Origin of the sequence: Mesorhizobium sp. CAU 1732 (assembly GCF_039888675.1) — a bacterium.
GTDB lineage: Bacteria > Pseudomonadota > Alphaproteobacteria > Rhizobiales > Rhizobiaceae > Aerobium.
The window spans coordinates 205,404-221,281 of sequence record NZ_JBDQQR010000003.1; the positions used below are offsets into that span (position 1 = coordinate 205,404).

The following is a 15,878-nucleotide window of genomic DNA, read 5'->3' on the forward strand; positions in this document are numbered from 1 at the left end:
CCGCCAGCCGACCAGTTCCTGGGTCAATCTGCTGAAAAGACGCATGTGCAGGGCACGGCGCAGACCCGGGATTCATGCCTCGCCGGCTCCGTTGCTCGGTGGTGCAGAACTTGGCACTCATGCGACCATTCGTGACCACCCCGCCCCTCACCAACCAACGAGGCATGGATTCCCGGGTCTCCCTCCGCTGCGCTCCAGTCGCCCGAGAATGACGAAGTGGGGTGGAGATCGCTAAGGTTGGGTGGCATCGATCGATGCCAGCTTTGAGACGCTGACGGGTGGCGATGCGCTTCACCTCCTCACTTCGTCATCCTCGGGCGGAGCGTCGAGCGAAGCTCGATGCCAAGACCCGGGGATCCATGCCTGTCCGGCTCAGTCGCTCGGTGGTGCAGAACTTGGCGCCTGCGACCATTCGGGACCACCCAGCCAGTCACCAACCGACGAGGCATGGATTCCCGAGTCTCCCTCCGCTGCGCTCCAGTCGCCCGAGAATGACGAAGTGGGGTGGAGACCGCTGAGGTGGGGTGGTTTCGATCGAGCCAGCTTTGAGACGCTGACGGGTGGCGATGCGCTTCACCTCCTCACTTCGTCATCCTCGGGCGGAGCATTGAGCGAAGCGAAATGCGCAGACCCGGGGATCCATGCCTCGCCGGTCCCGCCGCAGGATGGTGCAGAACCCGACGCCATCCAACCCTCGCCACGCTCCTCCGCCCTCACCACCCCCAGCCGCGCAGCAGTTCGTTCCAGTCAGGGTTGGTCTTCTCGATCAGGTCGATCTTCCATTGCCGCAAATAGCGCTTCAGCGACGTCTCCCGCTGGATCGCGTCACGAATGTCAAAGTGCTCCTCGTACCAGACGAGCCGCAGAGCACCGTGTTTCGCCGCGAATTTCGAGCCGGTTCCATCGCGATGCTCAGGGATGCGCCGGCCCAGATCATTCGTGACGCCGATATAGATCGTGCCACGTTTCTGGCTGGCGAGCATGTAGACATAGCCGGTCATGGCTCGATGGTAGCCGGCGAATTCCACAGCGCAAGATACCACCGCAATGCTTTATCCCCCACCGACGAGGCATGGATTCCCGGGTCTTCCTCCGCTTCGCTCCGGTCGCCCGAGAATGACGAAGTGGGGTGGAGATCGCCAAGGTTGGGAGGTTCGGCTGAGCCAGCTTTGAGACACTGACGGTTGTCGATGAGCATCCCCCACCCACTTCGTCATCCTCGGGCGGAGCATTGAGCGAAGCTCGAGGCGCAGACCCGGGGATCCATGCCTCGCCGGTTCCGTCGCTGGATGGGGCAGAACCCAGCACTTACCCGGGGCACCGGAGACTACGGACCATTCGTCACCACCCCGCCCGTCATCAACCGACGAGGCATGGATTCCCGGGTCTCCCTCCGCTGCGCTCCGGTCGCCCGAGAATGACGAAGTGGGGTGGAGATCGCTAAGGTGGGCTGGTTTCGGCTGAGCCAAGTTCGGAGGCGGTGACGGTTTTCGGTGAGCCTTCCCACGCCCACTTCGTCATCCTCGGGCGGAGCGTCGAGTAAAGCTCGATGCGCAGACCCGGGGATCCATGCCTCTCCGGTCCCGCCGCAGGATGGTCCAGAACCGGGACTTATCCGGGTCACCGGAGACCGTGAACCATCGGGACCACCCCACCCGTCACCCACCGGCGAGGCATGGATTCCCGGGTCTCCCTCCGCTGCGCTCCGATCGCCCGAGAATGACGAAATTGAGGTGGATCGCCGGTGGAAAGATTTCCGCATCGCCGAAATCGTTTCCCAAGCCCGATCAGCCACTTGCGAAATACCCCCTCCGAACTCCCCGCCATTTTATCCACCCCCCTCCCGACCCGCGCAATAATCCCGCCGCCCTGACCAAAGGGGCGCGGAGGATGCGATGGACTGGAAGGCCGCGATCGAGACGAACCGTCAGGCGCTGAAGCGCGTGCTGGTAACCCTTGTGGCGATGGCCGGCATCACCGGCGGCGCGGACCGCACCATGCCGCGCATGCTCCACCGGACCTTGCTCCGCCTGCTGCGGCCGGCCGAGGCGGCGGCGCGGCGGCTGGTCATCGTTGCCGCGCGTGGCCTTGTCGTCACGCTTACGCCGCCGCGCCTGCGCAGGCCGAAGGTTCTCGCCGGTCCCCAAGCGTCCCCGGCCCGCCACGGCTTTCAACTCTTCGACCCGCTGCCGCGCCAGCACCGCCCTCGGCGGTCGTCGCGGAGCAGCGTTCCGCGGATCTGTTTCCCCGGCTTGAGCGACCCGTTTCCGATCCGCCGCCCGTCCCCGCCGGGCGGCCCGGTCAATGCTGTCCGCCTCAATCGGCGCCTCACCGCGCTCGCCTTCGCGCTGGACGACCTCCCGCGACAGGCCCGGCGCTTCGCCCGCTGGCGTGCGGCCCGCGACGCCAGTGCGCAACGTATGGGCCGCGACGCCGCAAGCGCACAAAATATCGGACACGCAAGCGCGCGAAACAGCCGCCGTATCCGCCGCGTCTGGCCGTTGCGTCCCGGCCGCCCGCCAGGCTGGCAGAAGCGGCCAACCCACGAAGTCCACGACATTCTCGACACCGTGCACGGCCTCGCCGCCTGGGCAATGGAGCGGCCCGACACGTCATGATCGCGCGGGACGGCAGACGCATTCTCGAAATGGCCAGACCGGAAACGGGGCGTGGCATCGAGGAAGTGCGCACTTCCTTCTCCCCGCCTGCGGGGGTCCGAAGGACGGGCGAGACACGTGGCTCGCCCCAGTGCCCGAAGGGCGGATGAGGGGCAGCGCGAACAGTGAACGTCTCTGCGGACCTCAAAAGGACGTCAAAAGGATCGGAGCCATCACCTGACGCCTTCACGCCGCCCCTCATCCGGCACTGCGTGCCACCTTCTCCCCGTGAACGGGGAGAAGGAAGAACCCAGCCGGCCGAAAATCAGACCCTCGGATATAATCTGGAACGGCTGGGGATCAGTCCCGCCGCCAACCTTACCTACGATCCAGGTGCTGAGGCGCGATGACGCCGCGCGCCGTAGTCCGGAGGAGGACGCGACACGTGCGGCATCGGAGGAACCATCGCGCCGGCGCCCGCAGGGAGGGGTGACAGCATGAAGGTCAGGCTCGCGCTCGCGAGTAATCCGGTGCCGTTTCGGAGCCTTCCGGCTTCCGGGCGCCGTTGCCCTCATGCGCGCACCGAGCCGCGAGGAGTGCATTCAGCCTAGAGCTCAACTTCGCACTGCCGCCTTCGGGCGGTTTCATCAGGGAGGAAGTCAAGCATGAAACGCATACTCATAGGCTCCGTAGCCGCCATCGCCATCCTGGCGCCGACGGCGGCCATGTCGCAGGACGACACCATCAAGATCGGCCTGATGGCGCCTCAGGAAGGCGTCTTCACCGAACCGGGCAATGACGGCATCCGCGGCTTCAAGCTCGCGCTCAACAAGTTCAACGGCGAGATCAACGGCAAGAAGATCGAGTGGGTCCTCGGACCGACGGACGCGACGCCGGATACCGCCAGCCGCATCGCCCGCAAGCTCATCGAGCAGGACGGCGTCGACTTCATCATCGGCCCGCTGTCAGGCTCCGAAGGCATCGCGCTTCGCGACTACGCCAAGACGATCCCGAACAAGACCATCGTCAACTCCGCATCCGGCGCCATGGAAACGACCTATGTCGATCCGGCTCCGAACTTCTTCCGCTACCATCCCGATGGCGCGCAGTGGGGTTACGGCCTCGGCTCCTACGTCGTCAAAGAGAAGGGCTGGAAGAAGATCGCGACGATCGCTGCCGACTATTCCTTCGGCTACACCAACTTCATGGGCTTCGCGGTCGACTTCTGCAAGGCGGGCGGCGACATCGCCGAGCGCTTCTGGCTGCCGCTCGGCAGCGGCGATTTCGCCTCGATCATCGCGGCCCTGCCGGACGATGTCGACGCCATCTATCTCGGCGTCGGCGGCACGGACGCCATCAACTTCCTGAACCAGTACGAACAGGCAGGTGGCGACGCCAACATCATCGGCGGCACGATCATGGTCGACCAGACGGTTCTGGCCGCACGCGGTCGCGCCAAGGAAATGCTGGTTGGCACGCCGAGCTCCGGCGTTCAGGCTGACGATTGGGACGATCCGGCATGGCAGGCCTATGTGAAGGACTATCAGGACACGTTCCCCGAAAACGAGCGTTTCCCGAGCCCGTCGCTCTTCGCCACCAATTACTATGGCGCGACGATCGCAACGCTGACGGCGCTTGAGGCGATCGGCGGCGAACTGGACGCGGATCAGGCCAATTTCCACAAGGCCCTGTCCGAGGTCGAGTTCGATGCACCGAACGGCCATATCAAGCTGGACGAAAACCGCCAGGCGATCGGCTCGATCTTCATCACGGAAGTAGTCGAGGAACCCGATGGCGGGCTTCACAACACCTTCAAGGCGAAGGTCGACAATGTGAACCAGATGCTGGGCATGTCGAAGGAAGAGTTCGACGCCATCGGCCTGCCCTCACGCGATACGCCTGACTGCGCGGCGCTTCGCGGCGGCTGAGCCATGATCGAACCCGCGAGCCTCTCGCTCGCGGGTTCCGTCTCTCGCAATCTCCGAACATTGCCGGCGGCATGGCGGCAGTGATGGGATGGCTCACGATGTCGCTGATCAGCTACGTCACCCGTATCCACTTCGCAGAGCATGTGCTCGAGGACGCGTTCGAGGCGGAACTCGAGAGCCTTGCGATGCGCAGGCCTCTCATCATTTCGGATGATGGTCCGCAGCGCCGGATCGTGGTCGACCGGTTGCTGGCGGCAGTGCCGCGATCGATGTCGCCGCTGCTGTTCGAGATGAATTCGCACACCGCGACCCAGGCGTCGGCAGACGAAGCCGCGCGGATCTTCATCGAGCAGGAAGCCGACGGCCTGGTCGGGTTTGGCGGTGCGGCGGCACTCAATCTGGCGAAAGCGGTTGGGCTGCGCGTCAGCCATGACGGCCCGCTGCATCAGTATTCGGGCGAAGGCGGCCGCGCCCGCATCCGCGACACCATCCCGCGCGTCATTGCAATTCCAACCACGTCCGGTTCGTGCGCCGAGGCGATCGGCACCTCCGTCCTCTCGATGTCGGACGGCACGAGCGCGACCTTCGTCAGCGCCTGCCTGACGCCGCGCGTCGTTATCTGCGACCCCACGCTGACGCTCGACATGCCGGCGCGGCAATCGGCCGGCGCCGGCATGGACGCCCTGACCCATTGCCTGGAAACCTACATCGCCACCGCCTACAACCCGCCCGCCGACGGCATCGCGCGCGACGGGCTGCGCCGCGCGGTCCAGAGCATCGAGCGTGTCGTCTCGGACGGTCACGACATCGAAGCGCGCCGCGAAATGATGGCAGCGGCGCTGAACGGCGCGCTGGCCAACCAGAAAGGCCTGGGCGCCGTCCACGCGATGAGCCACGCGCTTGCCGCGGCGATCGGTCATGAACTCGATCATGGCGCGCTCAACGCCGTCCTGCTGCCTCATGCGCTCGCGTTCAACGCGCCAGCCGTCGCCCAGCGCTACCGCGACATCCGACGCGAGTTCGGTTTGAGGTCGAACGCCGACCTCGGCGAAGCGGTCATCAGGCTGCGCGAACGCATCGGCCTGCCGTCGACGCTGGGCGAAATGGGCATCGATGGTCAGGCCATCGCGCGCGCCGCGCCCTTCGCCGAGCTCGACTATTCAAACCGCACCAATCCGCGCAGGGCTACCGCCAATGATTACTGGGCGATGATGCAGGCAGCGATGTAGGTGCTTGGATATATCGCCGCTTTCACTCCGATTGTTTGAATCGCATCAGGACTAGACAGCAGAAAAGGCTTGGATAGACTGAGCTCAATAATCCGCGACAGCAAGAATTGCGGAAAGGGAGGAAGATGAGTACTGCCCTGGCGGTACACCATGGCCCGTTCGGCCGGGTGGCATTGTACAATCTGGACCGGTCTCTTGCGTTGCATGCGCACCGGGAAGGGCATCTCATTTTTCACGTGCACGGACCTGCCGCCTCGATCCGCGTGGATGAAGATGTCTTTCCGCTTTCCAAGGGACAGGCGATCGCCGTCAGCCCCTGGCAGCCGCACAACTACATCTCGGTTGACGAAAGCGCGCCGACGCTGTTCCTGACGCTCTACATCAAGCCGTTCTGGTTTCTCGAAGCAAGCCGGCAGGCCAATGCCTCGCTCCGCTTCGGGCGCAATCCCATCGACGTGACGGAGGCGGTCGGCCGGCTTGTGATGAAGATATCGTCCGGGATGCTTGAGGATGCGGACGACAGCTTCGTCGCCGGCTATCTCTACGAACTCACGCAGACCTGCTTCGACCAGTCGTGGCAGTGGGTTGCCGATGGCGCGAACTTTGCAAACCTGGCGCCTCCGGCGCGCGATTTCCGCGTCCGCAACTCCGTCAAGCTGATGAAGCAGAGCGTGACCGAGCGCATCGTTCTCGACAACATCGCGCGCGATTCCGGCCTGTCGCGCCCGCATTTCTACAAGCTCTTCCGCCAGCAGGTGGGCATCACGCCGAACATCTACCTCAACACCCTGCGCATGGAGAGCGCGATCGACCGCCTGACCACGACGGGCTCGCCGGTGACGGATATCGGCCTCGATCTCGGCTTTTCCTCGCAGGCCAGCTTCAGCCGGTTCTTCATCGCCAATGCCGGCATCGCTCCGAGCGATTATCGCCGCGTCGTCCATTTCGCTGAACTCGCCTGAGCGATGGCCTGACGATCGTTTTGCGCCTTTTGCGATAATCAGCGACGGCAAAAGACTGTCGGGTATGACCGATCCCACGCGATAGGCTTAGGTTGCTCTCGGAGAGACGGACGGCCGGATGGCTCATGAGCCACGGCACGCCCGCCTGGGAGGAGATGCTGGCATGATCGACTCGGGAGCGTACGCCCGGAGGACAGCGTGAGCGGTATCGTTCAGCGTCACCCGGTCTGGACAGTCATCGTCGCGCTTGTCGTCGCGATATGCCTGTGGGCTATGATCGCGCCGTGGCCGGCGGGGCTTGAGGCCGTCCTCGGTCGCAAGCGCATTTTTCTGAATGCCGTCTTCAACGGCATCACGCTCGGCGCTCTCTATTTTCTCGTCGCCAGCGGCTTCACGCTGATCTTCGGCCTGATGAAGAACGTCAACCTCGCGCACGGCTCGCTTTATCTGCTCGGCGGATATATCGGCTACGAGTTCGCCGAAGCGACCGGAATGTGGCTCCTGTCCTTCGTCGTCGTCTTCGTCGTGATCGGGCTTTTTGGCGTCGCGCTGCAGTTCCTCGTCTTCCGCCGGATGGAGGGCGAAGATTTGCGCCAGACGCTGGTGACCATCGGCATTTCGGTGGTGATGGCCGACATCATGCTCTGGATCTGGGGCGGCTCGTCCTACCAGATCCTCTCGCCCGACTGGCTGAGCGGACCCGTCACCCTGCCTTTGATCGCAGGCGTGCGCGGCGAAGGCGAAGTCGTCTACCTCACCTTCCCGGCCGTGCGCATCGCCATCCTCGTTGCAGCGATCGCCTTGGGTGTCCTGATGTGGCTGGCGCTCAACCGCACACGCATCGGCATGCTGGTGCGCGCCGGCGTCGATGATCGCGACATGCTCGCGGCATCGGGCGTGCGCGTCCAGTTCGTCTTCGTTCTCGTCTTCGCGTTCGGGGCGGGCCTTGCGGGTGTCGCCGGCATCGTCGGCGGCACCTTCCAGTCGATCGTCGCCGGCGAGGACATGCGCTTCCTGCTTGCCTCGCTCGTCGTCGTGATCGTCGGCGGCATGGGCTCGATCCTGGGCGCGGCGCTGGGCGCCACGATCATCGGCCTCGCCGAGCAGCTTGGCTCGGTATACGCCCCCACCTATTCGGTCGTGTTCACGTTCCTGATCATGGCGCTCGTGCTGGCGTTCCGCCCGCAGGGCCTTCTGGGGCGCTGATCGATGGCTCTTGCCGAACAGCCCCTCACGCGCAACACGGTGACGACGCCCGCCCGTGCGCGCGACGGGGTGATCGGTTGGCTGGAGCGCATTCCACCAGCCTATTGGGTTGTCGGCATCGCCCTGATCTGCATGCCGATCGTGGCCGGCGATTTCGTGCTGTTCCAGATTTTCGGATGGTCCTTCATCCTGGGCATGATCGCGCTCAGCCTGATGTTTCTCGGCGGCTATGGCGGCATGGTCAGCCTCGCGCAGATGTCGGTTGCGGCCCTTGCGGGCTACATGGTCGCGATCCTGGGGTCGAGCGGCGTCGTGGCGATCAGCCTCAACTGGCCGTGGTGGCTCTACGTCCCGGTCGCGATCATCGTCGCCTCGCTCTTCGCCACGATGATCGGCGCGCTCGCGGTTCGCACCGAGGGCATCTACACGATCATGATCACGCTCGCGATCGCGGCCGCCTTCTTCTACTTCACGCGCCAGAACTACACGATCTTCAACGGCTATAGCGGCTTCGCAAATGTGGTGCCGCCGGAGCTGTTCGGCATCAACTGGCGACGCGCGGTGCCGTTCTACTACCTGTCGCTGGGTTGCGCCGCGCTCGCCTATCTGGGCGTGCTCTATATCTCGCGCGCGCCTTTCGGCCTGGCTTTGCAAGGAGTCCGGGACAATCCGCGCCGCATGGCGGCACTCGGCTTCAACGTCTTCTTTCACCGCGTCGCCGCTTATGCGCTTGCCGGCGCGATCGCAGCGGTCGCCGGTATCCTGCTGGTCTGGCAGAACTCACAGATATCGCCCGGCACGGCCGGCCTGCCCGCCGTCATCGACGTGCTCGTGATCGCCATCGTCGGCGGTCTTGGCCGCCCGCTCGGGCCGTTCATCGGCGCGCTGATCTACGTCGTCCTGCGGACCTTCTCACCCGACATCCTGCAGGTTCTCGGCCTGCCGGGCGACCGCTTCAAGCTCTTGATCGGCATCGGCTTCCTTGCCGTCGTCTACTGGTCGCCGGATGGCGTGATGGGCTTGTGGGACCGTTGGCGCGATCGCAGGCGAAAACGATCCGACCCGCTTCTCGGCAGCAAGGAGGGCTCGACATGAGCCTTGCCGAAAACAGGAGCAGCGGCGAGCTTCTCGGCGCGGCCGGCACCGGCAATGCGCTGGAGCTTCGCGGCGTCACGCGCATGTTCGGCGCGCTCGCGGCGCTGACCGACGTGACGCTGACGGTGAAACCGGGGGAGCGGCGCGGCGTTCTCGGCTCGAACGGGGCTGGCAAGACCACGCTCTTCAACTGCGTCACCGGCGACTTCCTGCCGACATCGGGCACGATCCGCCTGTTCGGCGAGGACGTCACCCGCTTTCCGGCGCATGAGCGGATCCGGCGCGGGCTGCGCCGCACCTACCAGATATCGCTTCTGTTCGGCGGCCTCACCGTCCTCGACAACGTCTACCTCGCCTGCCGCGGCGTCTCGCGCGGCCGGTTCTCGCTGATCCGCCCGCGCCGCAGCGACGCGCTGATGCAGTCGGCGACCGAACTGATCGACGCCGTGCATCTGACCGATCACGCCGAGACCAAGGTTGCGGAACTCTCCTATGGCCAGCAGCGGCAGTTGGAGATCGCACTGGCGCTCGCCGGTGCGCCGCGCTTCATCCTGTTCGACGAGCCGGCGGCCGGTCTCTCGCCGACCGAGCGATCCGACCTGGTGACGATCCTCACCAGCCTGCCGCGCCATATCGGCTTCATCATCATCGAGCACGACATGGACGTGGCGCTTCGCGTCGCCGAAAGCGTCTCGATGATGCACAATGGCCGCATCTTCAAGGAGGGCCTGCCGAGCGAGATCGAGAACGATCCCGAAGTGCAGGAACTCTACCTCGGAGGCGGGCATGGTTGAGCGCCAAGGGGCTGAACGTCGCCGCATCGGAGCCCCTGCCCTCGAGGTCCGCAACCTCAACGTCTATTACGGCGCATCGCACGCGTTGCAGGGCGTCGACCTGACCCTCGGCAGCGGCGTTCTCGCCGTCGTCGGCCGGAACGGCATGGGCAAGACGACGCTGTGCAAGGCGATCATGGGCCTGGTCCCGGTATCCAGCGGTTCGATCGTCTTCAATGGCGAGCAACTGGTCGGCAAGACGCCGTCGCAGATTGCACAGCTCGGCATCGGGTATGTGCCGCAAGGCCGTCGCCTGTGGCGCTCGCTCAGCGTGGACGAGCATCTGCGCATGGTCGCGGGCTCCAACAAGGGCGCGTGGACCATCGACCGGGTTTACGCGACGTTCCCGCGCCTGGCAGAGCGCAAGAACAATGGCGGCGGCCAGCTCTCCGGCGGCGAGCAGCAGATGCTTGCGATCTCGCGCGCACTGCTGGTCAACCCCAAGCTGCTTGTCATGGACGAGCCGACGGAAGGACTGGCACCCGTCATCGTCAACCACGTCGAGGACGTCCTGCATTCGATCTCCGAGAACGAGGGCATCGACATCCTCGTGATCGAGCAGAATATCGGCGTAGCAACGGGCGTGGCCGAAACAGTCGGCATCATGGTCAATGGCCGGGTCAATCGGCTGATCAATGCTGGCGAACTTGCCGCCGACCGCGACCTGCAGCAGCGCCTTCTGGGCGTCGGACGGCACTCCGAAGATGACGGCCGCCGCCAGACCGGCAGCGCGGTGACCGAGGGCGAGCAAGCAGCGGCGACCCCGACAATCGCGACCAGCCAGAAAATCTACGTCTCGAATGCCACGCCGCCCACGCGGTGGAGCAAGCCTGCCCCTGTACGGCAGATCATCCAGTCGGCGCGCTCGGTTACCAGCACTGCCGCAGGGTCCGGCGCGCCCGCTCCGCAGGCCGAACTGCGCTCGCTCGCGTCTCCCGGCGAGCAGGTCGTGATCGTCGCCGGCACACTCGACACCAAGGGCGAAGAGCTTCTGTTCATGCGCGACCTGATCCGCAATGCGGGGCTCGCCGTGCGCATCGCGGACCTCTCCACGACCACCGGCCGACACTCAGGCGCGGAAATCCCCGCACACCAGATCGCAGCCTACCACCCACGCGGAGCCAGCGGCGTCTTCACAACGGATCGCGGTGAATCGGTCGCCGGCATGACGCTGGCCTTCGAGCGCTGGATATCGCGGCAGAGCGGCATCGCCGGCATCATTTCGGCCGGTGGATCGGGCGGAACGGCGATGGTCGCGCCGGCCATGCGCTCGCTCCCCGTCGGCGTGCCGAAAATCATCGTCTCGACGATCGCCTCGGGCGACGTCGGTTCCTATGTCGGCCCGTCCGACATCATGATGATGCACGCCGTCGCCGACGTTCAGGGCCTGAACTCGATCACCCGGCAGGTTCTTGCAAACGGTGCCAACGCGCTTGCCGGCATGGTGCGCGCGCGGCGCGACACGAAGCCGTCATCCGCACCTGGGCTGCCCTCGGTGGCGCTGACCATGTTCGGCGTCACGACCCAATGCGTGAAGCAGATCACGGCTGACCTCGAAAAGGATCACGACTGCCTCGTCTTCCATGCGACGGGCATCGGCGGACAGTCGATGGAAAAGCTGGTCGATTCCCGCCTTGTCGAAGGCGTGATCGACGTCACCACCACCGAGATCTGCGACATGCTGGTGGGCGGTATCTTCCCCGCCACCGAGGACCGGCTGGGCGCGATCATCCGCACGCGCATGCCCTATGTCGGTTCCTGCGGCGCGCTCGACATGGTCAATTTCGGCGCGTTCGAAACCGTCCCGGAAAAATTCCGGAGCCGCAACCTCTACCGCCACAATCCGCAGATCACGCTCATGCGCACGACGGCGGACGAGAACGCCGCGATGGGCCGCTGGATCGGCGAGCGCCTGAACAGGATGGAGGCGCCGGTGCGGTTTCTCCTTCCCGAGGGTGGCGTCTCCGCGCTCGACGCGCCGGGCAAGCCGTTCCACGACCCGGCCGCCAATGACGCGCTGTTCCGCGCGCTGGAAGCGACCGTGCGCCAGACATCGACGCGGCAGTTGATCCGGCTGCCGCACAACATCAACGATCCGGAATTCTCCGCCGCGCTGGCGAAGGCATACCGCGCGCTTCATGGCGACGGACGGCCGCAGCGGCGCGCGCGGGCAAGGTGAGGCAATGGCGATAGAACGAGCAAAACTCCTGGAGAAGTTTCGTGCGATGAAGGCGCGCGGCGAGCCCATCATCGGCGGCGGCGCGGGCACCGGCCTGTCCGCCAAATGCGAGGAAGCGGGCGGGATCGACCTGATCGTCATCTACAATTCCGGCCGCTACCGCATGGCCGGTCGCGGCTCGATGGCCGGCCTGCTCGCCTATGGCGACGCGAACCAGATCGTCGTGGACATGGCCCGCGAGGTGCTGCCGGTCGTGAAGCACACGCCGGTGCTTGCGGGCGTCAACGCGACCGATCCGTTCCGCATCATGGATGTCTTCCTCGACGAGTTGAAGCGGATCGGTTTCTCAGGCGTGCAGAACTTCCCCACCGTCGGCCTGATCGACGGGGTGTTCCGCGCCAACCTCGAAGAAACCGGCATGTCCTACGCGCTGGAGGTCGACATGATCGCCAAGGCGCACGGCAAGGACATGTTCACAACGCCCTACGTCTTCAACGAAGACGACGCTGCCGCGATGGCAAAAGCCGGCGCCGATATTATCGTGTGCCATCTTGGACTTACGACCGGCGGCTCGATCGGCGCGGAAACCGCGCTCAAGCTGGACGACTGCCCCGCCCTCGTCGAGGCATGGGCCGAGGCAGCACTGAAGGTGAGGCCGGACATCATGGTGCTCGTCCATGGCGGCCCGGTCGCCATGCCGGCCGATGCGAACTTCATCCTCAAGAACACCACCAACTGCCACGGCTTCTACGGCGCCTCCTCGATGGAGCGGCTGCCGACGGAAATCGCGCTCACCGAGCAGACGCGGCAGTTCAAACAAATCAGCGGGAAATGACATGCCGACCGTACCGACATTCGTGACGACGGCGCCTTCGTGGGAGGGATCGATATGACCGGACAGCTCATAGGTCAGCTCATTTTATGGCTCATCGCGGCCGTAATCGTCATCGCCATCGTCTTCTGGGTGATGACGTGGCTTTACCGCCGCTCGACCAAGGAGATCGCGTTCGTCCGAACCGGTTTCCTGGGCGAGAAGGTGGTGATCGACGGCGGCGCGTTCGTGTGGCCCATCGTGCACGACATAACGCCGGTCAACATGAACACGCTGGCGCTCGAAGTCGTGCGCAACAAGGATCAGGCGCTGATCACGCGTGACCGGATGCGCATCGACGTGGAGGCCGAGTTCTATGTCCGCGTTCGCCCCACCCGCGAGGCCGTCTCGGTCGCCGCATCGACGCTCGGCCGCCGGACTCTGGATGCGAAGAACCTGCACGAACTCCTTGTCGGCAAATTCGAATCCGCGATGCGCGCCGTCGCCGCCGAGATGTCGATGGGCGAGATGCACGAGCAGCGCGGCGTCTATGTCGCCCGCGTCCGCGAAGCGGCCCAGGAGGATTTGTCGCGCAACGGTCTGGAGCTGGAATCGGTCGCCATCGTCGACATCGACCAGACGGCGCTGGAATATTTCAACCCGTCGAACCGCTTCGATGCCGAAGGTCTCACCTCGCTGATCAAGGACATCGAGGAGCGCCGCACGCTGCGCAACGACATCGAACAGGGCGCGATGATCCAGATCCGCACCCGCAACCTCGAAGCCGAAAAGCAGTCGCTCGAAATCGAGCGCGCGAGCGAAGAAGCACGGCTTGAGCAGGAACGCGACGTCGAGTTCCGCCGCGCCCATCAGCGCGCGCAACTGGCACGCGAGCGCGCCGAGCGCGATACAGAAGCCGAGAGCGCGCAGATCACCGCCCGCGAGGCGATCGAGCGCGCCCGCATCGCCAACGAGCAGTCGATCGCCGAAACCCGCATCGCGTCGGAGCGTGACATTCGCCGCCTTGAGATCGAACGGCAGAAGACCATCGACGCCGTCGAGATTTCGAGCCGCGAGGAGATCGAAAAGGCGCGCATCGTGCAGGAACGCGCGATCAAGGAAGCGCGCATCGTCAACGAACAGGAGACGCAGACGCGCGAAATCACGCGCCAGCGCGATGTCGATTACGCCGAGATCGCGGCAAAGGAATCGACCGAGAAGGCCCGTATCGCGCAGGAGCGCGAAGTCGCCAGCGCCCGCATCGAAAACGAGGAAGGCATTCGCCGCCGCGAAATCGAACGCAGCCGCGCCATCGACGAAGCGGAAATCGCCGCACGCGAGGCGACCGAGAAACTGCGCATCCTCGAAGCCGCGAACACCAACGAGGAGCGCATCGAGACGGATCGGAAGATCCGCACCCTGGAGATCGAGCGCCAGCGCGTGCTCGAAGAGGCCGAGATCGCATCCAAGCAGGCGACGGAAGCCGCAAAGATCGCGCGCGAGAAGAAGTTGGCGGCCGAGCGGATTTCCTACGAGCAGGAAACCCGCGAGCGCGAGATCGCCCGCAACCGCGCCGTCGACGAGGCGGACATCGCGGCGCGCGAACGCGTCGAAACCGCGCGCATCGATCTGGAATCGCGCATCGACCAGGAACGCATCGCGCAGACGATGAAGGTGGACACCGAGCGTCTCGCCTCCGAGGTCGAAATCCGCAGCCGCGAGATCGACCGCAACAAGGTGCTGGACGAAGCACAGGTTGCAGCCGACGAGGCGGTCGAAGCCGCGCGGATCGCGCAGAAGAAGATGCTCGATTTCGAGCGCATCGCCGCCGAACAGGAAACGCGCCAGCGCGAGATCGACCGCGAGAAGGAAATCGAGACGATCGATATCCGCCGTCGCGACGCCGTCGAACGCCAGCGCATCGAGATGGAAACCGCGCTGGAACTGGAACGCATTTCATCCCAGCAGGAACGTGAAGTCTCCGACATCACGCGCCGCAGGGCCGTCGAGGATGCGGACCAGACCAGCGCCATCGAGCTTGCCGCCAAGAAGAGCGCGCGCGCCGAGGCGGACGCCAAGGTTCGACAGGCCGAGATCGCCGCACAGCGCGATGTCGAGAAGACCGACGTGTCGCGCATGCAGGCTGTCGACGCAGCGAAACTGGAACGCCAGCGTTCCATCGAGCAGCTTGAAATCGCACGGGTCCAGGCGCTGCGCGAAGCCGAGATCGCCTCGAAGGAGGAGATCGAACGCGCCCGGATCGCGTCGGAACGCGGTATCGACGAAGCCCGCATCAGCCACGAGACGGAGCGCAGGCGCCTCGAAGTCGAGCGCGAGCGCAATGTCGAGACGGCGCAGATGGAAAAGGCCATCGTCCTCTACAAGAAGTCGCTGGAGGAATCCGCGGCGCGCGCGGAAGCCGACGTCGCCCGTGCCCACGCTGCCGAGGCCGAGGAACGCGTCAAGACGACGCGCGAGACCGAGGAAGCCAATCGCCGCCGCAGCGTCGATGTGGTGATGGCGGAAAAGCGCGCACAGGAGGCGAAGATCGCCGCCGACGCGGAAAAGGTCCGGCGCGCAGTCGAGGCCGAGGCGCAGAAACTGCTCAACGAGGCGGAAAACGTGCTTACCGATCCGGCGCGTCACTCGCTCTTCCGTCGCAAGCTGCTCGAGCATGTCGAGGGCATCGTCTCCGCATCGGTCAAGCCGCTGGAGAAGATCAACGACATCCGCATCATGCAGTTGGACGGCTTCGGCGGCGGCAATGGCGGCGAGCGCGGGAACATGACCGACGAGGTGATCAACTCGGCCCTGCGCTACCGCGTGCAGGCGCCGCTGGTCGACAGCCTGTTGGCCGACATCGGCATCGAAGGGGGCAACCTCTCCAAGCAGGGCGGCCTGATCCGCGAAGCCTCCGACATGCAGCGCATCGCGAGCGAGGCGTCGAAACAATCGCGGCCGCAAGGCGGTTCCGGTGATGGCGGCGGCGGTTCGGGCGACGGCAACACGCCATCCGGCTCGAAGAAGAAATAGGGGCG

Annotated in this window: 11 protein-coding genes; 10 read left to right on the forward strand and 1 reads right to left on the reverse strand. The window is 65.0% G+C overall.

Going from position 1 to position 15,878, the window contains the following annotated elements; translation table 11 throughout:
* Positions 1-713: 713 nt before the first annotated feature.
* The gene (locus tag AAFN55_RS22635) at positions 714-1,001 is read right to left on the reverse strand and encodes a GIY-YIG nuclease family protein (protein WP_347801246.1); all 288 of its coding nucleotides are present in this window, start codon (positions 999-1,001) and stop codon (positions 714-716) included.
* Between the two features lie 894 nt (positions 1,002-1,895).
* Between AAFN55_RS22635 and AAFN55_RS22640 the strand changes: the two genes are divergently transcribed.
* The 10 genes from AAFN55_RS22640 to AAFN55_RS22685 all read left to right on the forward strand — a co-directional run bounded on the left by AAFN55_RS22640 (position 1,896) and on the right by AAFN55_RS22685 (position 15,873).
* Positions 1,896-2,618 carry a hypothetical protein gene (locus AAFN55_RS22640; RefSeq protein WP_347801247.1) on the forward strand — a complete coding sequence of 241 codons (723 nt, stop codon included), beginning with the start codon at positions 1,896-1,898 and terminating at the stop codon, positions 2,616-2,618.
* Between the two features lie 644 nt (positions 2,619-3,262).
* Complete coding sequence (locus tag AAFN55_RS22645) at positions 3,263-4,525, forward strand: ABC transporter substrate-binding protein (protein WP_347801248.1); 1,263 nt, start codon at positions 3,263-3,265, stop codon at positions 4,523-4,525.
* Between the two features lie 83 nt (positions 4,526-4,608).
* The gene (locus AAFN55_RS22650) at positions 4,609-5,754 is read left to right on the forward strand and encodes an iron-containing alcohol dehydrogenase (RefSeq protein ID WP_347801249.1); all 1,146 of its coding nucleotides are present in this window, start codon (positions 4,609-4,611) and stop codon (positions 5,752-5,754) included.
* A gap of 125 nt (positions 5,755-5,879) precedes the next feature.
* The gene (locus tag AAFN55_RS22655) at positions 5,880-6,716 is read left to right on the forward strand and encodes an AraC family transcriptional regulator (RefSeq protein WP_347801250.1); all 837 of its coding nucleotides are present in this window, start codon (positions 5,880-5,882) and stop codon (positions 6,714-6,716) included.
* Positions 6,717-6,914: 198 nt separating this feature from the next.
* Positions 6,915-7,922 (forward strand): branched-chain amino acid ABC transporter permease, encoded by a 1,008-nt coding sequence (locus AAFN55_RS22660; protein ID WP_347801251.1) that lies wholly within the window; start codon positions 6,915-6,917, stop codon positions 7,920-7,922.
* 3 nt (positions 7,923-7,925) lie between these two features.
* Entirely contained in the window at positions 7,926-9,017 is a 1,092-nt protein-coding gene (locus AAFN55_RS22665) for a branched-chain amino acid ABC transporter permease (protein ID WP_347801252.1), read from the forward strand.
* A complete protein-coding gene (locus AAFN55_RS22670; protein ID WP_347801253.1) occupies positions 9,014-9,811 on the forward strand; it encodes an ABC transporter ATP-binding protein in 798 nt (265 codons plus the stop codon). Before AAFN55_RS22665 ends, AAFN55_RS22670 begins: the two co-directional genes overlap by 4 nt.
* Positions 9,804-12,029, forward strand: coding sequence for an ABC transporter permease (locus tag AAFN55_RS22675; protein WP_347801254.1), 2,226 nt, complete (start codon positions 9,804-9,806; stop codon positions 12,027-12,029). The genes AAFN55_RS22670 and AAFN55_RS22675 overlap by 8 nt, the downstream gene beginning before the upstream one ends.
* Positions 12,030-12,033: 4 nt before the next feature.
* Entirely contained in the window at positions 12,034-12,864 is an 831-nt protein-coding gene (locus AAFN55_RS22680) for a phosphoenolpyruvate hydrolase family protein (RefSeq protein WP_347801255.1), read from the forward strand.
* 54 nt (positions 12,865-12,918) lie between these two features.
* Positions 12,919-15,873, forward strand: a complete 2,955-nt coding sequence (locus tag AAFN55_RS22685) for a flotillin domain-containing protein (RefSeq protein ID WP_347801256.1) — start codon at positions 12,919-12,921, stop codon at positions 15,871-15,873.
* Positions 15,874-15,878: the final 5 nt, after the last annotated feature.